At 69.0% G+C, this 24564-nt stretch carries 11 protein-coding genes; 7 read left to right on the top strand and 4 right to left on the bottom strand.

Going from position 1 to position 24564, the window contains the following annotated elements:
• Position 1: 1 nt before the first annotated feature.
• Positions 2 to 1198, top strand: coding sequence for a glycosyltransferase (locus I2H31_RS19115; RefSeq protein WP_196294664.1), 1197 nt, complete (start codon positions 2 to 4; stop codon positions 1196 to 1198).
• Positions 1199 to 1341: 143 nt separating this feature from the next.
• Positions 1342 to 2631, top strand: coding sequence for a lipopolysaccharide biosynthesis protein (locus tag I2H31_RS19110; RefSeq protein ID WP_196294663.1), 1290 nt, complete (start codon positions 1342 to 1344; stop codon positions 2629 to 2631).
• A gap of 110 nt (positions 2632 to 2741) precedes the next feature.
• Here the strand turns inward: I2H31_RS19110 and I2H31_RS19105 are convergent, their stop codons facing one another.
• Together I2H31_RS19105 and I2H31_RS19100 are read right to left on the bottom strand one after the other, a co-directional pair.
• The gene (locus tag I2H31_RS19105) at positions 2742 to 6296 is read right to left on the bottom strand and encodes a DUF7948 domain-containing protein (protein ID WP_196294662.1); all 3555 of its coding nucleotides are present in this window, start codon (positions 6294 to 6296) and stop codon (positions 2742 to 2744) included.
• 99 nt (positions 6297 to 6395) lie between these two features.
• Positions 6396 to 9896, bottom strand: a complete 3501-nt coding sequence (locus I2H31_RS19100; protein ID WP_196294661.1) for a DUF7948 domain-containing protein — start codon at positions 9894 to 9896, stop codon at positions 6396 to 6398.
• A gap of 362 nt (positions 9897 to 10258) precedes the next feature.
• Here I2H31_RS19100 and I2H31_RS25520 point away from each other — a divergent pair, with 362 nt between their 5' ends.
• From I2H31_RS25520 to I2H31_RS19075, 5 genes are all read left to right on the top strand, one after another.
• Complete coding sequence (locus I2H31_RS25520; RefSeq protein WP_196294660.1) at positions 10259 to 11473, top strand: endonuclease/exonuclease/phosphatase family protein; 1215 nt, start codon at positions 10259 to 10261, stop codon at positions 11471 to 11473.
• Between the two features lie 78 nt (positions 11474 to 11551).
• Positions 11552 to 11917, top strand: coding sequence for a four helix bundle protein (locus I2H31_RS19090; protein WP_196294659.1), 366 nt, complete (start codon positions 11552 to 11554; stop codon positions 11915 to 11917).
• Positions 11918 to 12013: 96 nt separating this feature from the next.
• Positions 12014 to 13504 carry a cysteine--tRNA ligase gene (gene cysS / locus I2H31_RS19085; RefSeq protein WP_196294658.1) on the top strand — a complete coding sequence of 497 codons (1491 nt, stop codon included), beginning with the start codon at positions 12014 to 12016 and terminating at the stop codon, positions 13502 to 13504.
• A gap of 128 nt (positions 13505 to 13632) precedes the next feature.
• Positions 13633 to 14688 carry a M28 family peptidase gene (locus tag I2H31_RS19080; protein WP_230687933.1) on the top strand — a complete coding sequence of 352 codons (1056 nt, stop codon included), beginning with the start codon at positions 13633 to 13635 and terminating at the stop codon, positions 14686 to 14688.
• Between the two features lie 99 nt (positions 14689 to 14787).
• Complete coding sequence (locus I2H31_RS19075; protein WP_196294657.1) at positions 14788 to 16122, top strand: alpha/beta fold hydrolase; 1335 nt, start codon at positions 14788 to 14790, stop codon at positions 16120 to 16122.
• Positions 16123 to 16196: 74 nt separating this feature from the next.
• Here I2H31_RS19075 and I2H31_RS19070 read toward each other — a convergent pair whose 3' ends face one another.
• Together I2H31_RS19070 and I2H31_RS19065 are read right to left on the bottom strand one after the other, a co-directional pair.
• Entirely contained in the window at positions 16197 to 20324 is a 4128-nt protein-coding gene (locus I2H31_RS19070) for a beta strand repeat-containing protein (protein ID WP_196294656.1), read from the bottom strand.
• 390 nt (positions 20325 to 20714) lie between these two features.
• Positions 20715 to 24564: LamG-like jellyroll fold domain-containing protein (locus tag I2H31_RS19065; protein ID WP_196294655.1), on the bottom strand; the 3850-nt coding region annotated here is incomplete at its 5' end.

The raw sequence follows: 24564 nt of genomic DNA, 5'->3' as shown, positions 1-24564 counted from the left end.
ATTGAATATTTTACATCTTCCCAAGTGGTACCCCAACCGCTACGACGACCAGGACGGCGACTTCGTGGGCCGGCACGTGGCGGCTATTGCGGCGCACGGCGGGGCCGAGGTGGCCGTGCTGTTTGCGGCCGTGGCGCGGGGCCCGCTGCCTGGTTTGGTTGAGGCCGACGAGGATTTCAGCGGCCCCTGGCCCACGTTGCGCTACTACTACCGCGCCGCGCCCACCGGCCTGGCCCTGCTTGATAAGCCGCTGAAGCTGCTGCTCTATTACTGGTGCGTGCTGCGCGGCTACCGCGCCTTGCGGCGGCACTGGCACGGCCAGCGCCCCGACCTAGTGCACGTGCACGTGCTGCTGCGCACGGGCCTGTTTGCCTGGGCCTTGCGGGCGGTGCGCGGCGTGCCTTTCGTCGTCACCGAGCACTGGACGCGCTACCTGCCGCCGCGCGCGGCCGGCATCTCCTGGCTGCGGCGCTGGCTGACGGGCGCCGTGGTGCGCCGGGCGGCGGCCCTGCACACCGTAAGCGCCAACCTGCGCGACGCCCTGGCCGCGCTGGGTGCCACCAACCCCGTTTCGGTGGTGATTCCGAACGTGGTAGACACGGAGCTGTTTCATCCGGCGCCACCCGGCGCCGTGCCGACGCCGCGCACTCTGCTCCACGTGGCGGCCTTCAACGAAGCGGCCAAAAACCTGTGCGGGCTGCTGCGCGCCGTGGCCGGGCTGCGCGCCGCCTGGCCGGGCCTGCGCCTGCGCATTGCCGGCTACGGCCCCGACGAAGCCCAGGTGCGCCGGCAGGCCGCCGAGTTGGGCCTGCTGGCCGATGGTACGGTGGTGTTTCTGGGCAAGCTGGCCCACCCCGCCGTGGCTGAGGAGATGCGCCGGGCCACCGGCTTCGTGCTGTTTTCCAACGTCGAAAACCTGCCTTGCGTCCTCATCGAGGCCCAGGCCAGCGGCCTGCCCGTAGTGGCCACCCGCGTGGGCGGCGTGCCCGAGCTGGTGCCCGCCGGCAGCCCCTTCGGCCACCTGGTGCCGGCCGGCGATGAAGCTGCCCTGGCCGCGGCCCTGGCGAAACTGCTGGCCGACGCCGAAACCCGGCCCGTTGATGTGGCCGGTATGACGGCGGCCGTGGCGGCCCGGTTTGGGTACGAAGCGGTGGGCCGGCAGTTCGGGGCGCTGTACCGGCGCGTGCTGGGCAGCTGAAGGCAGAGCCGGGCCGAGCATAGCGGTGGCCCCACGCTTCCTCTGTTGCAATTGCATAGGGTGGTGATGCCCGCGAGATACTTCGACTGCGCTCAGCATGACGTTCTTTTGCTGGTTCGTCGGTGTTGCCCCTTCTCTTGCCCATGTTCAAACGCATTCTTCAGCATTTCGCGGCGCGCGTGCTCACGGCGGGGCTCAGCTTTGCGGTGGTGTGGCTCACGGCGCGGTACCTGGGGGCGGCGGGGCGCGGGCAGGTCAGCTTGTTTTACACTGATATGTCGGGGCTGGTGCTGCTGGCCGGGCTGGTGGGCGGCTCGTCGCTGATATACTTGGTGCCCCGGCGCAACGCCTGGCACCTGCTGCTGCCCGCCTACGGCTGGGCCGTGGTGGTGAGCGGGGCCGGGGCGGCCGTGGTGGGCTGGCTGCGGCCCGTATCGGCCGAATACGTGCTGCATTTGGCGGCCGTGACGCTGGTGCAGGTGCTGCTGTCCATCAACCTGTTTCTGCTGCTGGGCCGCAAGCAAGAGCAGGCCTACAACGCGCTGACCACTGCCCAGGCGGCGCTGCTGGCCGTAGCGCTGGCACTGGCGTTTGCCGCGGCTCATTGGCTGAGCATTCGGGCCTATTATTTTGCCAACTACCTGGCATACGGCCTGCCCTGGCTGGCCAGCACCGCCCTGCTGCTGCGCCTGCCCGATGCCTGGGGCGGCCGCCGGGCCCGGCGGCGGGTGGTGGCCCGCGAACTGGCCCGGCACAGCCGCGGCGCACACTTTTCCAACCTGCTCACCTTCGCCAACTACCGCTTTGGCTACTATGTGGTGGCCTACCTGGCCGGTGCCAAGGCGCTGGGCGTGCTCTCGGTGGGCGTGGCCCTGGCCGAGGCCATCTGGCTGATTCCGCGCAGCACGGCCCTCATCCAGTACGTGGCGCTGGTGAATGCTGCCGACAAGCGCGGCCAAACCTACGCGGCCCTGCGCGGCAGCCGCCTCACCCTGCTGGCCACGGCCGGCGCGGTGCTGGTGGCGGCGGCCGTGCCGGCGGGGTGGCTGGCGACGTTTTTTGGGCCTGAGTTTGGCGCGGCGCACGGCGTGATTCTGGCCCTGGCGCCCGGCATTCTGGCCTACGGAGCGGCCATGCAAGCCAGCTCCTACTTCAGCGGCACGGCCCGCTACGGCCTCAACAACCGCGCCGCCCTGCTGGGCCTGGCCGTGACGGTGCCCTGCTGCCTGCTGCTGGTGCCCCGGCTGGGCATGGCCGGGGCGGCGCTGGGCATGTCGGCCTCCTACACGGCCATGGCGGCCTACCTGCTCGGCCACTACCGCCGCGCCATCGGCGCCACCTGGCCCGACCTACTGCCCGGCCTGCCCGACCTGCGCTGGCTGGCATTGCGCTTAAGGGGAAGAGGGGAGGAGGGGGAGCGCCTGTCATCCTGAGCGCAGCGAAGGACCTTCTCACCGAAGAGCGACATTGTTCACGCGCGATAAGGTCCTTCGCTGCGCTCAGGATGACAGACGGCTGTCGATGATAAGTACCACCCGCAGCCTTACCGCACCACTTCCACGATGCCTTTCAGGCGGTGGCCGTCGGGGTAGGTGATGAGGTAATAGTACACGCCGTCGGGCTGGCCGTCGGCGTTCCAGTCGTTGCGGTAGGCGGCCGCCTCAAATACTTTGCGGCCCCAGCGCGAAAAGATTTGCAGCCGCGGCGGGCAGTCGGGGCCCAGCTGGAAGGTCTGGTTCTGGTTGTCGCCGTTGGGCGTGATGATGTTGGGGATGATGCGCGCCTGCACTTCCACGGCGGGCAGGGTGGCCTGGGTTTCGCAGCTGCCGCCGTTGTAGCGCAGGCGAACCACAGGCTGGTACCGGCCCGCCGTGGTGTAGGTGTGCACGGGCGAAACCTCGCCGGACTGCGTGCCGTCGCCAAAGTCCCAGCTCAGCCCGGCCGCGGCCGCCCCGGTGTTGGCCGAAAAGCGCAGCGTGAGCGGGGCCAGCCGGGTTTCGGGGCAGGCCACGGGAGCTGAGGTGGCCGTGAGCGTGGGCTGTGCCGCCACCGACACGCGCCGCGTGGCCGACGCCGAGCACAAGCCGTCGTACACGAAATAGCTGAGCGTGGCCGGGCCCACAAAGCCGGCCGGCGGCGTGAAGAAGAAGCCCGTGGCGGGGCTGCCGCTCACGCCCAGTCCGGTCCAGCTGCCGCCGGCCGGACTGCCGCGCAGGGCAAAGCGCTGGCTGCTGCCCGGGCACAGCGTCGTGTCGGCGGGGGGCACCGGCGCAGCCAGCCGCTTGATGGTAACGGTCCTGGTATCGCGCGCCACGCAGCCGTTCGTCGTGAAGGTGTAAGTCACCTCATAAGTGCCGGCGCCCAGGTTGGGGTTGAAGAAAAAGCCCGTGGTGGGCCCCCCGTTGACGACCCCAGAACCGCTCCAGACGCCGCCCGGGGGCGTGGCCGTGAGCGGCACCAGCGGAACAGCGGGCACGCCCTGCACCGAGGCGCAGTAGGTACTGGAGAGCGGCGCCGTGATGGCCACCGTGGGCGCCGGCGTCACGGTGATGCGGCGGGTGCCCGTGGTGGTGCATTGCCCAGAGCTGAGCACCGTGTAGGTGAGCACCTGCACGCCCAGCAGCGCCGGGGCGGGCGTGAAAAAGAAGCCCGTGCTCAAGCTGCCCGTCACGCCGGGCCCGCTCCAGGTGCCGCCGCCTGGGTTGCCGGTCAGGGCCTGCGGGCCGGCCGTGGCGCACACGGTCTGGTCGGCCCCGGCATTGGCAATGCTGGGCTGGAAGTCGAGCAGGAACGCGGCGTTGTTGCAGTTGCTGTTGCCGTTGACGGCCGAGTAGGTGTGGGCCCCCGGCGGAATGGGAAATCCCGGGCCGCCGTTGCCGCAGGCGCACACCGCCTGGTACACCACCCCGCGCGGGTCGAAGCGCGAGGTGCCGCCGTCCACGTGGTCGTTGGTGCCGTTGGGGTTGCCGTAGTAGGTGGCGTAGGCCAGGCTGTCCAGTCCAGCCGCAAACTGCACCAGGTAGAAGTCGCTGTCATCGCCGGCCTGCTGCAGGGCGTTGTGGCTGGTGGGCAGCTGCGCGGCGGTGCCGTTGAGGCCCAGGTAGGGATAGAACCCGCTGACGTTGCTGTTCAGGTAGCCGCCCCAGCCGCACACGTACACCCGGTCGCAGCGGTCCACCAGGAAAGCAGTGGGGTCGAGGTCGATGCTGGCGCGGCCACTGCCAAACACGGTGGCCAGCTGCGTGGCGCCCAGGTTGGCGTCGAGCTTGTGGATGAACTGCCGGCCGTTGGCGTTTGCAAACAGGCCCGGGGTGGTGGGGTAGGCGCCCGCCGTCTGGCCCAGCACGTACACGCCGCCGTCGGTACCGAGCTGCAGGAAATAGCTTTGGTCGTAGCTGGGCGTGCCCAGGTAAGTGGCCCGCAGCAGGGTGTGGCCGTTGGCGCTGATGCGCGCCGCAAAGCCGTCCACGTCGCCCTGGGCCGTGGGGTGGTGGCTGCCGGCGGTGGCCGGAAAATCAGTGCTCAGCGTGCCGCCGGCCACGTACACGTCGCCACTGCTGGGCTCCACCTGCACCGAATACGCTGCATCGGAACCCGTGCCACCCAGGTAGCTGCCCCAGGTCAGGGCCGTGAGGCCGGGGTTGAGCTTAAGCACCACGCCGTCGGTGGCGCCGCCGCGGTAGGTGCCGTTGAAGCCCCCGGCCAGCGGAAAGTCCTGGGAAGACGTGTTGCTGGCCACGTACACATTATCGGCCGCATCCACCAGAATATCGCCCCGGAAAGGGTCGCCGTAGTTGTGGGCCAGCTGGTCGGTAGTGTTCACGTCCAGGGGCAGAATGCCCTCGTTGCCCGAGCCGCCGAGGTAGGTGGAGCCCACCAGCGCCGTCCCGTTCGCATTAAAGCGGGTAATGACTAAGTCCGAGCCGTTGGGCAGCGTGTAGTCGACGCCTTCGCCGTAGGGGTCCGTGAAAAAGCCATTGTGAAAACTGTTCTGCACGGCCCCCGCGGTGGTGGGGTAGTCGTTGCTGGAGGAGGCGCCCAGCAGCAGCAGCTCGCCCTGGCTGTTCACCACCAGGCTGCTGGGAAAGTCGGCGTCGTTGCCGCCGATGTACGACGCCCACACTCGCGCGGCCGGCCCGTTGGCGGCGGGGTTGTACTTGATGACGCCGATGTCAATAACGCCGGAAAACCGGGTAAGGAAGGCGCCGGGACTGGCCGGGTAGCCCAGCCCAAACACGATGCCGCCGGAGTAGAGGTTGCCCTGCGCGTCGTAGGTGGCCGTGAAGCCCCAGTTGTCAGCCGTCGAGCCGGTGTAGGTGGCAAACACCACCACCGGGTCGATGGTAAGGGGGCGGGAGGCGTCGTAGTGGCCCAGGGCGAAGCGCACGAGGCCGTCGGAGGCCAGCACGTAGCGGCAGGGCACGGCCTTGCGCTGGCCGCCGGCCGTGGTTTGCCAGGCCTGCGGGGCCCGCTCGGTGAGGGTGCCCACGCTGGTTTGCACCAGCAGGTTGCCGGCCGCGTCCAGTTGCAGGCCCTGGGCGCCGTCGTGGCGCAGGGCAATGGCGCCGGGCCGGGCGCCGGGCGCTAGCTCAAAGTCGTATTCCAAATGCTGGTCGGCGCTTTCGTACACGCGGGCGCTCACGCCGGGCCACAGGCCGGCGTAGTGCAGCTCGCGGAAGCCGCGCACGTTGGCCGCCCAGCGCCTGGGGTCTTTGCCGAGAAAGTAGTTGCGGCGCTCGGCCGTGGCTTCCGTGGCCTCGATGCTGGCCGACGCCGCGCCCGCGAAGCGCAGCGTGAGAGCATGGCCGCGCAGCAGGCTGTCGGCCGCGGGGCGGGTGCGTTTGCGGCCGCCATGGCTGGGCCGGTCGAGGCTGCCGTTGGCCAGCAGCGAGAACGTGAGGCCGTCGGCTTCAGCAAACAGCCGGCCGCCGGGCAGGGCGGCCACGTAGCGGGCGCGCGGGTCCCATTGGCCTTTGTTTTCCACAAATTCCAGTGTGCGGTCCGGCCGCGCGCCGGGCTCGGCCGTCTGGGCGAAGGCCGGCGGGGTGCCTGAGCTTAATTGCCATACGCCCGCAAGTGCAAGTAGCAGTAGCTTCATCAACAACCAAATAAGGAAGGGTGGGGTAGTAAATATAAAGGTTCGGCCGCCCCGATGCACTACGGAGCGGCCGAACCCAAGGACGTGCCTGCGCACGGGCTAGCGGCGCACTTCCACCCAGCCTTTCACGCGGTGGCCGTCGGCGTCGCGCAGCAGGTAGTAATAAATGCCGTCGGGCAGACCGGTGGCGTCCCAGTTGTTGTGGTACTCATCGGTTTGGTACACGCGCTGGCCCCAGCGCGAATACACTTCCAGCGAAGCCGGCTTGCAGCCAATGCGCGGCCGGAAGGTTTGGTTCTGGTCGTCGCCGTTGGGCGTAATGATGTTGGGCACGAACACGTCGCCGACTTCCACCGGCGCGAAGCCCGTAAGCACCTCGCAGTTGCCGTAGCGGGCCTGCAGCTGCACGCGGTAGTAGCCCGGCTTGAGGTACACGTGGGTGGGCTCGGCGTCGGTGCTGGCGGGAGTGCCGTCGCCGAAATCCCACAGATACGTGGCCTTGGGCGCCAGCAGCACCGGCGAGAGCCGGCACGCGAACGGGGCCAGGCCGATGTAGCGCGGCAGCACCTCGCACACCGGCAGGTTCAGGTCCACGTTCTGGCTGGAAGTGGGGGCCACCACCACCGTGCGCGTGGCCGAAGCCTGGCAGGGGCCCTCCGTCACGGTGTAGGTGAGGACGAAGACGCCGCCCCGGTTGTTGGTGTTCGGGGGCGTGAAAAAGCCGCCGGCCGTGACGCCCGTGCCGCTCCACACGCCGCCGGCCGGCGCGTAGCCGCGCAGCTGGAAGGGCTGGCGCAGGTCGGCGCACAGGGTGGTGTCCGGGCCGGGCGTCACGGTGGGCGGCTTGGTCACCACTATCTGGCGGGTGCCCACGCCGCAGCCCAGCGAGTCCGCCACCGTGTAGCTGATGGTGTGGGTGCCCACGCCCGCCACCGCCGGCAGAAAGATGCTGCCCGACACGCCCGGCCCGCTCCAGGTGCCGCCGGGCACCGAAGCCGTGAGGGCCGCGCCGGTGCCGGTGGTGCACTGCGGCGGCACCGGGCTGATGACGGGCGCGATGGGCGGCGCCACCACGTAGCGCACGCTGCGGGTGCTCACGCAAGTGCCCGTCGACGCCACGGTGTAGGTGAGGTTGTACTGGCCGGGGCCCACCGCGGCGGGCACGAAGCGGTAGCCGCCGGCCGCGCCCGTCACGCCCTGGCCGCTCCAGGTGCCGCCCGCTGGCGCGCCGGCCAGCGTCACGGGGCCGTTGTCCAAGCACACGAAGCGGCGGGGGCCGGGGTCGGCCGTTATCACGTCAAACGTCATTTTGAACGCCCCGTTGTTGCAGTTCGAGCTGCCGTTGCGGGTGGTGAAGGTGCCCGCGCCGGCCGGCGCCGGAAAGCCCTGGGTGCCCCGGCAGCTAGCGCACACCGCCTGGTACACGATGCCGCGCTTGTCGAAGCGCGACGTGCCGCCGTCCACGTGCTCGCCGGCCCCGCCCACCTCGCCAAAGAAGGTGGCGTACTCCAGGCCGGTCATGCCGGCGGCAAACTCGGCCAGGTAAAAGTCCGAGCCGTCGGTGGTTTTTTGTAAGGCATTGGAACTCGTGGCCAGCCCCCGGGTGGTGCCGCCCAGGTAGCCGCCGTTGTCGAGCCCGCCCCAGCCGCTCACGTACACCCGCTCGCAGTCGTCGACCAAAAACGCCGTGGGCACCAGGTTGGGGCCATTGGGGGCGCCATTGCCCCGCACGCCAAACGCGGTGCTGTAGAAGCTGCCTGTGAGGTCGGGGTTCAGCTTTTGAATGAACTGCGGGCCGCCGGCCTGGCCGTACAGGCCCGGCGTCATGGGGTATTCGCCCATCGTTTGGCCAAACAAATAGGCGTTGCCCGCCGCGTCAAGCTGCAAAAACTGCGCCTGGTCGTAGAAATCGGTGCCCACGAACGTGGCCCGCTCCAGGGCGCGGCCGTCGGAGCTGATGCGCGCCACAAAGCCGTTGACTGCATCCTGATACGACGAGCTGCCGGGCGTGGGGGCGATGCCGAGGTAGGCGCGGGCCGTGACCGGGAAGCTGGGCGACGACGTGCCGCCGCACACGTAGATACGCCCCTGGGCATCGCGCTGGATGGAGTAAGCCGCGTCGTCCCCAGCGTCGCCGAGGTAGCCGGCCCACAGCACCGCCGACAGCGCCGGGTTCAGCTTGCACACCAGGGCATCGGGCCCGCCCCCGCCGTGCATCGCGGGGCTGAAACCCAGCGCGCGGCCCGGAAAATCGACGGAATTGGTGCAGGAGGCCACGTACACATTGCCCGCCCCGTCGAGCAGCGCGTCGCTGCGGAAAGCGTCGCCGTAGTTGGCCCACAGGCCGGAAGACACCACGCCGTCGTTGCCGGAGCCGCCCAGGTAAGTGCTGGCTTGCAGCGCCCGTCCGTCGGCGCTCAGGCGCGTCACCACCAGGTCCGAGCCGTTGGGCATCACGTAGGGCGGGTCGCTGTTGCCAAAGGGCGCGACCGGCGTGCCGCCGCCAAAAGCGCGTTGCGCGGCCCCGTTGGTGGTGGGAAAGTCGGTAGAAGAAGTGCTGCCGAGCATCACCAGCTCGTTTTGCGCGTTCACCACCAGGCTGTGCGGAAAGTCGGCGTTGTTGCCGCCCAGGTAGGTGGCCCACACCCGCGCCGCCGAGCCCGATGTGCCGGTGTTGTACTTGATAAGCGCCATGTCTTCGAGGCTGCTGAAACTGACTTGGTAAGCGCCGGTGGTGGCGGGGTAGCCCAGCCCGAACACAATGCCGCCCGAGTACAGGTTGCCGGCGGCGTCGTAGGTGGCCGTGAAGCCCCAGTTGTCGGCCGTCGAGCCGGTTAGGGTCGAGAACTGCACGGTGGGGTCGATGGTGAGGGCCCGGCTACGGTCGTAGGCGCCCAGCGCAAACGAGACGGTGCTGCCCGCCAGCACGAAGCGGCAGGGCACGGCCTTGAGCTGGCCGGCGGCAGTGGTTTGCCAGGCCTGCGGGGCGCCCTCGGTGGTGGTGGCCACGGAGGTTTTCACCACCAGGTTGCCGGCCGCGTCCAGGCGCAGGCTGCTGGCGCCGTCGTAGCGCAGGGCCACGCGGGCGGGGTTGGCGCCGGGGGCCAGCAGCACGTCGTATTCCAGGCGCTGGCCGGCGTTTTCGTACAGCGTCAGGTCGATGCCCGGCCAGAGCTGCTCGTAGCGCAGCCGCCGAAACGCGGGTACCCGGCTGGCCCAGTGTTTGGGGTCGGCACCCACAAAGTAGTGGCGCTCGCCGGCCGTGGGTGCTTCCGAGGTCAGCCGCACGCGGCCGCTGGCTTTCTCAAAATGCACAGTGTAGGCGTGGGCCGCGGCACGGGTCAGTGGGCCGATGGGCGCCGTGGGGCCGGCGCCGGCGGCTTCGCGGTGGTGGCGCAGCAGGGCGGGGTCCACGAAGGCGTAGGTGAGGGCGTTGCGCAGCACAAACAGCCGGCCCGAAGGCAGGGTCGCTTCGTAGCGCACCGGGCTTTCCCACTGGCCTTTGTTTTGGATGAACTCCAGGCTGGGTGCGGCAGGCTCGCCGCCCGTAGCCCGGGCCGGCCGGCCGCCGAGCAGCAACGCAACAAAGAACAGGAGCATTGCCCACAAGGGCCGGCCAGCAACGCGGAAAAGTAGAGGCATACAAGCGCCAGAGGCAGAAAACGGTAAGGGGGTGGCCAACAGCAGCGCGTGGCCCATCCGGGGGCACAGGCCGGGTTGTAGCCGGAACCACGCTGGCGCAAAATTCGTGCAAGGTTGCCCGGGATTCCGCGCAGCCCATCACGCTTGTCATCCTGAGCGCAGCGAAGAACCTTCTCATCGTCGAACAGCTCGCAGTAATTATCTGCTGTTCTAACGTGAGAAGGTCCTTCGCTGCGCTCAGGATGACAGGACGGCTGACAGAGCGGACACCCGAAACCAGCGGCCGGGCCGCTACCTTTGCGGGCCCGTTTGCCCGTGCCGTGCGCCGCTCTTTCGCTTTCAAACTAACGTTGCTTACCCTGGGCTGGCTGTTGCTGGCCATTGCCTGCCAGCAGGTGCCCGTGGGGGCATTCTGGCCGGTGCTGTTTGGGGCGCTCACCACGCCGGTAGCGCTGGTGTGCACGGCGCTGCTGGCCTTGTACTGGCTGCGGCGCAACTGGCGGGTGGCGCTGCTGCCGCTGCTGGCGCTGGGCCTCACGTGGCCGCACCTGCAGCGCGGGCTGGCCCTGCACCTGCCCCGGGCCAACCGGCTGCCGCCCGCTACGGGCACGGTGGGCAAGCGCAACGCCGTCTTGCCGAAAGCGCCGGTGCCGGCCTCACAATTCTATGAGGTGCACCCGCACGAAGTATCGGTGCTGTCGGCCAACGTGCGCATCTTCAACGTGTATTCGCAGCTGCGCGACCCCGACATGGCCTCGTCCACGGGCTTTATTCGCTGGCTGGCGGCCAGCCCGGCCGACGTGCTCTGCCTGCAGGAGTTTTATAATGAGCCCCGCGGCTCGCGCAACGACAAAGACATTTTCCGGACCGAAGAATACCTCGGGCGGGGCAGCGGCCGCCATTCCTTCGTGTCCGTCACGCTCACCAACCCCTACGGGTCCGAGTTCGGGATGGCCATTTTCTCACGCTTTCCCATCGTGCGGCGGGGCACCATTTCCTTCGGCAAGCTCTCGCAGAACCACGCCATGTGGGCCGACGTGGCCCGCCCCGCCGCCCGCACCGGCCGCGGCCGCCCCGACACCATTCGCGTGTTCAACCTGCACCTGCAAAGCATGAGCATGGCCGACGCCGACATTGCGGCCGCCACCGGCAGCCGCGCCGGCCTCCGCCAGAAGGCTCCTAACCTGCTGCGCCGCTTCCGCAACGGCGCGGTGGCCCGCGGCACGCAGGTAGATACCGTGCTGGCCCGCCTGGCCCGCTCGCCCTACCCCGTGCTGCTGGCCGGCGACCTCAACGACCTGCCCTATTCCTACGCCTACGACCAGCTGGCCGACCACCTGCAGAACGCCTGGGCCACCGCCGGCCTGGGCGTCGGCGCCACGTATAATGGCCGCCTGCCCCTGCTGCGCATCGACCAGCAGTTTGCCGGCTCGCAGTGGCAGGTGCTGGGCTGCCAGGTGCACCGCGAAATCAAATGGAGCGACCATTTCCCGGTGGAAGGGCTTTATCAGTTATCAGTAAACAGTTATCAGTGAACAGTTACGAAAGAACCATCTCCATCATTGCTCACTGCTCGCTGCTAACCGTTCACTGATAACCGAGTAGTTTTGGCTATGGAGACGCCAGAATACGAAGCCGGGCCATTGCTGCAAAAATCGTTTGCTTTCGCCGTGCGGATGATGAAATTCCATCGGCATCTGCAAACCAATGAGCGGGAGTTTATTGTCTCAAAGCAGTTGGTGCGTAGCGCCACGTCGATAGGGGCGAATGCCGAAGAAGCCACCGGGGCCATTTCAACTGCGGATTTCTCTAGTAAAATTTTCATTGCCTACAAAGAAGCTCGTGAGACAAGCTATTGGCTTCGGCTGTTGCAGGCGTCTGGGTACATTGAAGAAAAGTTGTTTCTGTCGCTTCACGACGATTGTCAGCAACTTTGTCGTATTCTTTATTCCATCCTGCGGTCCAGTGGCCGCGCATAACTACAGTTAACAGTTATCAGTGAGCAGTTGTCAGTGCTGTTTCACTGATTTTTCGACAACTGTTAGCTGCTCACTGATAACTGTTAACTGATTCTCATGCCGCTCTCGCTCTATAACACGCTTTCCCGCCGCAAAGAAGAATTCCAGCCCGTGCACCCGCCCCAGGTAGGCGTGTACCTGTGCGGCCCCACCGTGTACAGCGAGGCCCACCTCGGCAACGCCCGCGGGCCGGTGGTGTTTGACGTGCTCACGCGCTACCTGCGCCACCTGGGCCACCAGGTGCGCTACGTGCGCAACATCACCGACGTGGGCCACCTCGAAAGCGACGCCGACGCCGGCGAGGACAAGATGGAAAAAGCCGCCCGCGCGGCCCGCATTGAGCCTATGCAGGTGGCCCAGCACTACACCAACCGCTACCGCCAGCACATGCTGGCCCTTGGCTGCCTGCCGCCCGACATCGAGCCCCAGGCCAGCGGCCACATCATCGAGCAGATTCAGGTCATCGAGGAAATCATCGCCAACGGCCTGGCCTACGAGGTGAACGGCTCGGTGTATTTCGACGTGCCCCGCTACAACGAGCACGAGCGCTACGGCAAGCTCTCGAACCGCAGCATCGAGGACCAACTGGCCGGCACCCGCGCCAACCTGGAGGGCCAGAGCGAGAAGCGCAGCCCGCTGGATTTTGCCCTCTGGAAAAAGGCCGCGCCCGAGCACATCATGCGCTGGCCCTCGCCCTGGGGCGAAGGCTTCCCCGGCTGGCACCTGGAGTGCTCGGCCATGAGCCGTAAGTACCTGGGCAAGCTCAGCGACATCCACGGCGGCGGCCTCGACCTCATGTTTCCGCACCACGAGTGCGAGATTGCGCAGAGCCAGGGCAGCCACGCCCACACCGACGAGGCGCGCTTCTGGGTGCACAACAACATGATAACCGTGAACGGCACCAAGATGAGCAAGAGCCTGGGCAACTTCGTGCTGCTGGGCGATATGTTCCAGGGCCCCACCGGGCCGCTGGCCTTCGGCTACTCGCCCATGGTGGTGCGCTTCTTCCTGCTGCAAGCCCACTACCGGAGCCCCGTGGACGTGAGCGACGACGCCCTGCAAGCCGCCCGCAAAGGCTACCGCAAGCTGATGAACGGCCTGCGCCTGCTGGACAAGCTCGCGGCCATCGAGGCAACGGGAGAAGTTTTGGAAACGGCCGCCCAGCAACTGCTGGCCCTGGCCGCCAAGCCCGCCGAATTCCTGAACGACGACCTGAACACGCCGCGCGCCCTGGCCGCGCTGTTCGACTTGCTCAAGCGCTTCAACACGCTGGCTTCAACTCCGGCCGCGCTGGCTGAGGTAGGCGCCGAGGCTCTGGCGCAAGCCGCTGGCACCTACCGCACCTTTGTGCAGGACGTGCTGGGCCTGCGCGACGAGCCCCGCGCCAACGCCGAGCAGCTCCTCGACCTCACGTTGGGGTTTTATTCCGAAGCCAAAGCCGACAAAGCCTACGACAAGGTCGACCAGATTCGGGCCGCCCTCAAAGGCCAGGGCATCGTGATAAAAGACACCAAGGCCGGCGTGGAGTGGGCCTACAGCGAGGAGTAAGGACAGCCAAAACCGTCTGTCATCCTGAGCATTCTGCGAAAGCAGAGGCGAAGGGCCTTCTCACCGTTGAACAACTTGCAGTAAATAGTAGTGGCGCAGTAGTGAGAAGGTCCTTCGCTGCGCTCAGGATGACAGTAAAGAATATGAACTTCCGCACCCTTCGCCTTCCCCTGGCCGCGCTGGCTGGCCTGCTCGTCCTCACCGGCTGCCCGGACAAGACCAAAACCACCGAAACGGCCACCACCGGCACCCCCGCGGCGCCCAAGCTGCCCAAGGCGCCGGTGTTCAACGCCGACTCGGCCTACGCCTTCACGGCCCAGCAGGTGAGCTTCGGGCCGCGCGTGCCCAACTCCAAGGCGCATATTGCCTGCGGCGACTGGCTGGTGGCCAAGCTCAAGGGCTACGGCCTGAAGGTGATGCAACAGCCGTTTGACGCGATGACGTTTGACGGCACCAACATCCACGCCCGCAACATCATTGCCCAGTACCAGCCCACGGCGGCGCGGCGCGTGGCCATCTTCGGCCACTGGGACACCCGGCCTTTTGCCGACGCCGACAAGGACCCCGCCAAGAAAAACAAGCCCATGGACGGCGCCTCCGATGGGGCCAGCGCCGTGGCCGTGGCCCTGGAAATGGCCCGCGTGCTCGCGCAGCAGCCCGATTCGCTGGCGCCCAACGTGGGCGTCGACTTCATTTTCTTCGACGCCGAAGACTGGGGCCACGACGACGTGACCCAGCAAGAGTTGAAAAACCAACTCGACGGCAGCGGCACCGACTCCTGGTGCCTGGGCTCGCAGTACTGGGCCAAGAACTTGCTGCCAGCCAACTACAAGGCCGAGTACGGCGTGCTGCTCGACATGGTGGGCGCCAAGGGCGGCAGCTTCACCCGCGAAGAAACCTCGCGCACCAACGCCCGCGGCCCGCTCGACAAAATCTGGAACACCGCCGCTACCCTGGGCTACTCCGATTTCTTCCGCTTCCAGGACACCGGCGGCATCACCGACGACCACGTGTACACGAACAAGGCCGGCATCCCCACGCTGGATATTTACGACCACCCCAGCTACGGCGACGACTACTTTCCCGCCTACCACCACGCCACCACCGACAACATGAGCATCATCGACCGCAAGACCCTGAAAGCCGTAGGCCAGACCATGACGCAGGTGCTTTACATCGACTAAACGGCGTCGACATAACTCCGACCGAAAAGCGGCCGCCGGGGCAACCCGGCGGCCGCTTTGGGTATCCTACCCGTGCTCACTCCTCTTTTATTCTGCGTCATGCGCTTCGTCTGCCTCCTGGCATTGCTGGGAATTTCCCTGTCCTCGCTGGCCCAAAGCCAGCTGAAAACCACCGTCAGCCCCGCCTTCTACTTCCGCCAGAAGGTCGACGTCCGGGCCTTCGCCGGCAAGCCCTATCGGGTGTCGGGCCGAATGAAAGTGACGGCCGCGGCCGGCGACAGCGCCGACGCCAACGTGTTTGCCGTGGTGCTAAGCACGCAGGGAAAGTACGTGAAAAGCCCCGGCACCGAGTTTGGCCGGATGCGCGCCCGGCGCCGCGACGGCCTCTGGCGCAGCTACCGCAGCAGCGGGCGCCTGCCGGCCACGGCCGCCACGCTCACCCTTTGCGGGCAGGTGTATTTAAACGGCACCTTCGGCTTCGATGACTTTGCCGTGGAAGTGGAAACCGCCAAAGGCCACTGGCAGCCCGTGCCGCTCGTCAACGGCGACTTCAGCGCCGCCCGCGCCGACAGCGCCAGCGGCTTCCCCAACGGCTGGCGGCCCATCGCGCGGGTGGCCGCCTTCGGCTACCGCACCGCGGCCGATGACACCGCCCAGCCCGGCAACCGCTACCTCGAAATCAGCGCCCGGGAGGTGGTGCAGTACGGCAAAAACGCCCGCGCCGGGCACACCGTCGCCGTCAACGGCATCAAGATTTATTACGAAAACTACGGCACGGGCGAGCCCCTGCTGCTGCTCCACGGCAACGGCCAGTCCATCGCGGCCTTCAACAACCAGATTCCGGAGCTGGCCCGGCACTACCAGGTCATCGCCGTGGATACCCGCGCCCAGGGCCAGTCCACCACCAACGGCCAGGAGTTGAGCTACGACCTTTTTGCCGAGGACATGAGCGCCCTGCTTACGGCCCTGCTCATCCCGGCCGCGCACGTGGTGGGCTGGAGCGACGGCGGCAACACCGGCCTGAGCCTGGCCCTGCACCACCCGCAGCAAGTGAAAAAGCTGGTGACCATGGGCGCCAACCTCTGGGCCGACACCACCGCCGTGACCGCCGCCACCCTGAAGGAAGTGCGCCAGGGCAAACAGCTCACCACCCTGCTCTACCCCTTCAACAAGCAGGCCCGCAAAGTGCGCCCCCTGATGGTGCTGCTGGGCAAATACCCGCAAATGAAGGCCGCCGACCTGGCCGGCATTGCCGCGCCCACGCTGGTGCTGGCCGGCGAGAAGGACCTCATCAAAGAAGTGCACACCCGGCTCATTGCCAGCAGCCTGCCGCATGGGCAGGTACAGATTCTGCCCGGCCTCACGCACTACGCCCCGCAGGAAAAACCGGCCGTGTTCAATGCCGCCGTACTGGCGTTCCTGGGGCGGCCCTAGGGGCAGCTGGTGCAGGCAACAAAAAAGGGGCGAGCCGTGTGGCCCGCCCCTTTTGCGTATCTGGTGTTCGGTGCTTACTCCACCGTCAACCGCACGGCCTTGCTCCCGGCGCGCACCACGTACACCCCGCCGGCCAAGCCCGCGGGCAGCACCAGCGCGGCGGTGCCCGTGGCGTCGGCCGTGGCCGAAGTCACCTCGCGGCCCAGGCCGTCGAAGACGCGCACCACGGTGCCGGGCGCGGCACCGCTGAGGGTGGCCGCGCCGGTGGCCGGGTTGGGAAACAGGGCCAAGCCGGCTTGGGCGGCCAGGGCCACCGTGCGCACGGGCGAGTAGGCGAACGTGCCGTCGAGGTCCACCAGCCGCAGGCGGTAGTAGAGCGTGGCTTGGTGTCTGGGCGGGTTGGCGTCGAGCAGCGCGTAGCGGTGGGCGGTGGCGCTGCTGCCGGCGGCAGCCACCGTGCCAATGGCCGTGAACCGCTCCCCGTCGAGGCTGCGCTCCACTTCAAACGAAGCACTGTTTTTCTCCGTGGCCGTGGCCCAGGCCAGGCGCACGGCGGCCGGGTCAACCAGCGTGGCGGTGAAGGCCGAGAGCGTCACCGGCAGGGGCGTGGCGGCACCGGCGCTGAGGCCCTGCTGCTGGCCGGCCACGTAGGTCCAGGGGCCGTAGCGCACGCGGCTGGCCGTGCCGGCCACGCCGTTGGCGGGCGGGGTGGCGGGCAGCGGCGAGCTGGCGTATTCGAGGCGGGCGCGCACCCGGCTGGCGCGGCCGGCCTTGGCCACCAGGGCGCGCAGCTCGGAGGCCGGGCCGCTGGCGGGCAGGCTGGTCCAGGCGCCCCGGCCGGAGGAAGCCGTGGAGCCGGTGATGGCGGGCGTGCCCGAGAAGGGGGTGCCCGGCCCCACCACTTCCCACACCAGCCGCGCCCGGATGCGGCCGTCCGGGTTGCGGGCCGTCAGGCCAATGCCGAACTGCGCGCTGCCGTAGTTGCTGGCGCTGATGGGGGTGTAGTCGGTGTCGTAGAGGCGCAAGGCCCCGGCGCGGGCCACGCCCTGGTTGCCGCGCCAGAAGTAGGCCCGGCCCTGGCCGGTGGCCAAGGGAGCCCCCATCATTACATCGCTGTAGCCGTCGCCGTCCACGTCGCCCGCCCCGGCCACGCTCACGCCAAAGCTGGTGCCGGTGGCGGCGCCGGGCTCGGTGAGGGTGCTGGGCACCGTGGCCAGGCCCGTGCTGCTGCCCAGGTAGGCATAGGCCCGGCCCTGGCTGCTGCTGAGGGCGCCGGGGGCGCCCACCAGCACGTCGCTGTAGCCGTCGCCGTTCACGTCGCCGGCACTGGCCAAGCTTCCGCCAAAGTTGTTGCCGTTAATAGCGCCGGGCTCGGCGAGCGTGGCCGTGGGGGTGGCTAGCCCAGTGCTGCTGCCCAGGTAGAAATAAGCCCGGCCCTGACCGGTGCCCGCGTCGGGGCCCTGGGCGCCCACCAGCACGTCGGCGTAGCCATCGGCGTTCACGTCGCCCGCGCTGGCCAGGCTCCCGCCAAAGTTGCTGCCGCTGACCGGGGTGGGCTCGGCGAGGGTGGCGCTGGCCGGGAACACCAGCCCGTTGCGGCTGCCCCGGTACAAGTAGGCCCGGCCCTGGCCGCCAGAGCCTTTGGCACCCACCAGCACGTCGGCAAAGCCGTCGCCGTTCACGTCGCCGGCGCCGGCCAGGCTCCCGCCAAAGTTGTTGCCACTGGCTGGGGTGGGCTCGCTGATGGCCACGGGGGTGGCCGGGCCGGTGCTGCTGCCCAGGTAGAAATAGGCCCGGCCCTGGCCGCTGCCGCCAAAATAAGCCCCGATGAGCACGTCGCTGTAGCCGTCGCCGTTCACGTCGCCCGCCCCGGCTAGGCTATTGCCAAAACCGTTGTTGGGGGCCGAGGTGGGCTCGGTGAAGGTGGTGGGGGTGGTGGCCAGGCCGGTGCTGCTGCCCAGGTAAAGGTAGGCGCGGCCCGCGCCGCCATTGGCGCGGAAAGCGCCCACCAGCACGTCGGCGTAGCCGTCGCCGTTCACATCACCCGCGCCGGCCAGGCTGTAGCCGAAGTAGCTGTTGTTGCCCAGGCTGGGGCCGGCCAGGGCGGTGGGGGTGGCGGCCAGGCCGGTGCTGCTGCCCAGGTAGAGGTAAGCGCGGCCTTTGCCATTGTCGGCCAGGTAGGCGCCCACCAGTACGTCGGCGTAGCCATCGGCGTTCACGTCGCCGGCGCTGGCCGTGCTCACGCCAAAATAGTTGCCCGGCGCCGCGCCGGGTTCGGCGAGGGTGGCAGTGGGCGCGGCGACCAGCGCGGCCGGACTGCCGTAGTAGGCGTAGGTCCGGCCCCTGCCGCTGCTGTAGGCCGGGGCGCCCACCAGCACGTCGCCGTAGCCGTCGCCGTTGGCGTCGCCCCCGGCCAGGCTGCTGCCAAACTGGTCGCCGGCCGTTTCGCCCTCGATAACCTGGGGCATGTTGGTGACGTTGCTGATGGTGGCCGTGCCCAGGGTTATGTACACCCGGCCCTTGTTGGCGCCGACCCCGGGGGCGCCCGCCGCGAAGTCGGCGTAGCCGTCGCCGTTGATGTCGCCGGCCCCGCTCACGGCCGCTCCGAACCTTCCACCGGGCTGGTCCGTGGTGAAGGCCGCCGTCTCGTTGGAAGTGCCCGCCAGCGTGGTGCTGCCCAGGAACAGGTACACCGTGCCCGTGGGGCCGTCGCCCGGGGCGCCCAGCAGCACGTCGGCGTAGCCGTCGCCGTTCACGTCGCCGGGGCCGGCCACGCTGGTGCCGGCGCTGGTGCCGGTGGTGGGCGTGAGGTAAAAGGCGTTGGCGCCGGTAATGGTCCGGGCCGTGCTTCCCCGCACCACCAAAGCCGACCTGACCCCGGGTGCGCCCGCGACCAGGTCGGCGTAGCCGTCGCCGTTGGTGTCGCCCAGTCCGCTCAGGCTGGCGCCCAGCTTGTAGCCGGCGGCCGCGCCGTTCATGTAAGTGATGCTGCCCATGCCGAGTCCGGCGTTGCCGAAGACGACGATGATGGAGCCCGTATCCGTGAAGCCCGCGGCGTCGTAGTCCGGGCCGCCGTAGGCAAAATCGTCAAAGCCGTCGCCGTCGTAGTCGCCCACCCCGGCCACGGTCGTCCCGCCGCGCGAGTTGGGAAAGCCCGTGGTGCCCACGCGGGTGAGATTGGAATTGGTGAAGAAATTGGCGCTGCCCGCGAAGAGGAACGCGGCCCCGTAGGCCGTGCCGCTGGTCACAAAGCCCGGCGCCCCAATCAGCAAGTCGCCGTAGCCGTCGCCGTTGAAGTCGCCCGCGCCGGCCACGCTGGTGCCAAAGTTGGTGCCCGGGTCGCCGTTGATGGTGAAGATGCTCGTAGTCTGCAGGCCCGTGCTGCTGCCCTGGTACACGTACACCGCCCCGGTCCCGCCGCTGTAGCCGGGCGCGCCCACGGCCAGGTCGCCGTAGCCGTCGGCGTTGAGGTCGCCCACCATCGCCACGCTGGTGGCATAGGCGTCGCCCACGTTCTGGCCGGTGACGGTGGTGCCGGCCGTGCTGGCCAGCGGGTCGATGGTGACGGGGTAAGTGGCATTGGCGTCGTCCACCACCAGGGCCAAGGCTTGGCTGTCAGCCGCGAGGCGTATGGTGGCCGGCAGCACGTGGCCGGCGGCGTCCCAGGCCCGCAGGCTGGCGTAGCGCAGCACCGGGGCATTGCTCCGGCCCGGGCTGAACACCACGGCCGAATCGCCGGCCAGCCGGGGGTGCAGGGCGGTGGCCACGGCCAGTTGTACCTGCACCGGACCCTGGCCCGCCGGCCGCGCTGCCAGCCGGAAGGTCTGGCGCACGCCGGCCTCGGTGTTGTCGTAGTCCACGGCAAAGCCGGGCTGCTGGTAGGTGGCGTGGCCATCGGCCACAGCGGGCCGGGCCACGGTGTCGGCAGCCGGCCGCAGGGCCAGCGCCCCGCTACGGCCAATGCCACGCAGCGCGAAGCGCACCTGCCAGGCCGGGGCGGTGCCGTCGGTGGTGCGGGCGGCCACGGTGTAGCTGCCGGCGCTCAGCCGGGCGCCCAGGCATTGGCGGTAGTTGTCGGCCGCCAGGCCGGCGGCCTTGGTGGGGGCGAAAAAGAACGAGCGGCGGCGCACGTCGGCCAGGATGCCGGGCAGGGCGCCGCGGCTGGTGTCGGCGGGCACGGGGGCGGCCCGGTGGGTGAGCATAGCCGGAGCCGCCGGACCTGCCGGGGCCGCGCCGGCCACGGGCGCGTGGGGGCGGCTGCAGGCCCCATTCAGGAGCAGCAGCCCGGCTACGGCCCCACGCAGAGCCCGGGCGGCGGGGCCAACGGCCCAAGAAGTTAACGGCCCTGTCCAGAGCTCAGAAGTAAAAAACGGCATAGGCATCGATGAAAAGCTGAGAGAAGAATGCCGCACCCCCGCCCTGGTCAGAACGACGGCCCCAAACGCAGGGTAACAGAACTATGCCGCAAAGCTACCCCTGAATCCCAGGATGTAGCATAATAGCAAGATTCTCTGTTGCGGCCCAACGCCAAAGCGGCCGCCGCCCCAGGGGACGACGGCCGCTTTAAGGCTGCTTGTGAAGGAGGGCCCGGCTTACTCCACCGTCAGCCTGATGGCGCGGGTGCCGGCGCGCACCACGTACACGCCCACCGGCAGCCCGGCCGGCAGCACCAGCGCCGCCGTGCCCGAAGCATCGGCCGTGGCAGAGGCCACCGGGCGGCCCAGCGCGTCGTACACCGCCACGGCCGTGCCGGGGGCCAGCCCGGCCAGGGTGGCCGCGCCGCCGGGGGCCGGGTTGGGGTACAGGGCCAGCCCTTCGGCCGCGCCGGCCAGGCCCACCGTGCGCACGGGCGAGTGACTGAACGTGCCGTCCAGGTCCACTTGCCGCAGGCGGTAGTAGAGCGTGACCGCGCCGCCGGGCAGCTTCGCGTCCAGCCACTCGTAGCGGCGGGCGCTGCTGCTGCTACCGGCGGCGGCCACCGTGCCGATGCGGCCAAACGCCACGCCGTCGGTGCTGCGCTCCACCTCGAAGCGGGCGCTGTTTTTTTCCGAGGCCGTGGCCCAGGCCAAGCGCACGGCGGCACGGTCTACCAGCGTGGCGGTGAAGGCAGTCAGCTCCACGGGCAGCGGGGTGGTCTGGCCCACCACGTTGGAATAGGTTCCCTGGTCGGGCTGGACCAGGGCGCTATTGAGGGCCCGCACGCGGTAGTAGTAAGCGCTGCTGGCGTTCAGGCCCGTGAGGGCGTAGCTCGTGGCCGTGGTGGCGAAGGGCGAGCCGGCGATGGGCGCGGCAAAGTCGGGCGTGGTCGACACGTCGAGCAGGTAGCTCGTGGCCGTGCCGATGGCCGGGGCCGTCCAGTTCACGGTGAAGCCCGTGGCGCTGCGGGCCGTGGAGCCGGTGACAACGGGCACGACCATGGCGTAGCTCTGCACGTAGTTCGACGTGGTGTTGCCGCTGGCCAGAGTGAAGTTGGTGAGCGCAGCGGGCGCAGCACTCACCAGGTCGTAGAGCGTGGTCAAGCCGGTGTTGTCGCCGGTGCTGGTCGTGGCGGGCGTGCCCTGGTCCATGTTCAGGTAGAAGAGCAGGCCGGCCGGGAAGGGCGCAGTGGCCGGGGCCAGCATGTCGGCCCGCACCTCGGCGGCCGTACGGGCCGTGTTCCAGACGCGCACCTCGTCCATCGAGCCTTTCAGGAATGGGTCGCCGTTGGCCGAGCGGCCCAGCCAGCTGTATGTCAGCGTGCCGAGCACGGTGGGGGCCAGGGTCATGGCGGGGTTGGTGCCGATGGCCACCCCGTCGAGGTAGATGGTGCCGCTGGTAACGGCGCCGGCCGTGGCCAGCGTCACGGCCAGGTGGTGCCAGCGGCCGGCGGGCATGGGCGTGCTGGTGAAGATGGTCTGGTCGCTGACGCCGGCCTTCTTCAGGCTGAAGAAGATGTTGCCCACGGACCCGGCCGTGTAGCCCACGCCGGCTTTGGGACCCAGCAGCATCCAGTTGTTGGTGGTGGTGCCGAAGTCGAAAACGCGCGCCCAGGTGCCGTTGTCCTGGTAGTTCACCCAGGCTTCGAAGGTGAAGCTGGCCGTGTTCAGGCCGCTGGGCAGCACTACATGGTCGTTCGCGCCGTCGAAGGCCAGGGCGTTGCCGGGGGGCGCCATCACGGTGAAGGCCGCGGTGGCCGTGCCGTTGGCCGTGGTGATGCTCACGTTGCCGCTGGCGGCCGCCGTCACGGGCACACGCACCACCAGCACGGTGCCGGAGTTGCTGAGGATGTTGGCCAGGGCGTTGGCCCCGTTGATGGTGAGAGTCGTGGGGTTGGTCAGGTTAGCGCCCGTCAGGGTGATGGCCTGGCCCAGCCCGCCGGGGTTGGGGACCACGGCCGTGAGGATGGGCGCGGTGATGACCGTAAACACGCCGGCGCTCGACACCGAGAACGGCGCCGACACCAGCTGCACGTAGCCCGCGCTGGTATTGGTCAGCGTCGCGCCCAGCGCCACGCCGTTAATCAACACCTGCACGCCCAGGTCGTAGGGGCCGCCGTTGCAGCACTGGCGCTGGGCCACCTGGAAGCGCACGCGGTAGGTGCCAGCGGCCAGGCTCAGGGCCTGCTCCACGTAAGGGCCAACCCCCTGGAACAAGGCCACGTGGGCAGTGCCGTCGGGCGGGGCCGGGGGGGCATAGGCACTGGCCGGGGTGAGCAGGGCCGCAGTAGTGCCAAAGGTCCAGGGCGTGACGGTGGTGGGCATGCTGCTGAAATCGCCGGCCGGGGCCCCGGTTTCAAAGCTGCCGTTGGCGATGCCGCCGCTCACCAGCGCGCCGCTGGCGTCGAGCAGCTCCACCTGGTCGAGGAACACGCTGCGGTCGCCGGGGCTACCGCCGGCGGCTTGCAGGCGCAGCACGGGCGTGAGCGTGGAGGCGGCCACCCCGTCGGCCGTGGCCAGCGTGACGGCCCCGGTGCTGCTGCCCGCCCCGACGGTAAAGCTGAAGCCCGTGGCCGTGGCCGCGGGCGTGCCCAGCACCGTGCCGGCCGTGCCATTCACGCGCACGGTGCTAGGGCTGCCCAGGTTGGTGCCGGTCAGGGCCACGGTGGTGCCGGTGGGGCCGCTGGCGGGGGTAAAGCTGCTGATGGTGGGCACGGAAATCACCGTGAAGCTGGCCGCCGAGGTGGCCGTGCCGCCCGGCGTCGTTACCGCCAGCACGCCCGTGGTGGCGCCGGCCGGCACGGTGGCCGTAATCTGCGTGGCCGAATTGACCACGAAGCCCGCCGCCGTGCCGTTGAAGCTCACGCTCGTGGCCCCGGCCAGGTTGGTGCCCGTGATGGTGACGGCCGTGCCCACCGGCCCGCTCAGGGGCGTGAAGCTGGTGATGGTGGGCGCGAGCGGCGTGAGGCTGACATCGGTCACGCGGGTCAGCACGTTGGTGTTGCTGCCGGCCGGGTTGGCCAGGGTGGTGCTGCCAAATCTGGCACTAGGCGTAATGTAGCCCCCCACGTACACCTGCTGCCCTGCAATGGCCACGCCGGAGCCAAAGTCGTTGCCCGTACCGCCGCCGCTCACGGCCCCGCCGCTGGTGCTCGTCAGGCCTGTGCCGCTATCCGTGTACTTGGCCACGAACAGGTCGGCGCCGCCCGCCCCGGTCAGGGCCGTGCCGGCGACGGTGGCAGCGGTTCGAAAGTAGCCCGTCACGTACACGCTGGCCACGCCCCCGGCGCTGCTCACGGCCACGCCGTTGCTTTGGTCGGAGCCGGCGCTGCCCCCGCCGCTCACGGCCCCGCCGTTGGTGTTCGTCAGGCCCGTACCGGCGTCGGTGTACTTGGCCACGAACACGTCTTGGCCGCCCGCGGCGGTCAGGGCCGTGCCGGCGATGGTGGCGCTGGTGGTGAAGTAACCCGTCACGTACACGCTCACCACGCCCCCGGCGCTGCTCACGGCCACGCCGTTGCTTTGGTCGGAGCCGGCGCTGCCCCCGCCGCTCACGGCCCCGCCGTTGGTGGTGCTCAGGCCCGTGCCGCTATCCGTGTACTTGGCCACGAACAGGTCCTGGAAGCCCGCGGCGGTCAGGGCCGTGCCGGCGACGGTGGCAGCGGTTTGAAAGTAGCCCGTCACGTACACGCTGGCCACGCCCCCGGTGCTGCTCACGGCCACGCCCTGGCCCGCGTCGGTGCCGGTGCCGCCGCCGCTCACGGCCCCGCCGTTGGTGGTGCTCAGGCCCGTGCCGGGGTCGGTGTACTTGGCCACGAACACGTCTTGGCCGCCCGCGGGGGGCAGGGCCGTGCCGGCGATGGTGGCGCTGGTGGTGAAGTAGCCCGTCACGTACACGCTGGCCACGCCCCCGGCGCTGCTCACGGCCACGCCCTGGCCCGCGTCGATGTCGGTGCCGCCGCCGCTCACGGCCCCGCCGTTGGTGGTGCTCAGGCCCGTGCCGGGGTCGGTGTACTTGGCCACGAAC

The sequence above is a fragment of the Hymenobacter ruricola genome, assembly GCF_015694525.1.
Taxonomy (GTDB): Bacteria; Bacteroidota; Bacteroidia; order Cytophagales; family Hymenobacteraceae; genus Hymenobacter; species Hymenobacter ruricola.
The sequence above is the reverse complement of the archived record's forward strand: the minus strand, read 5'-3'. Positions and strand labels throughout refer to the sequence as shown.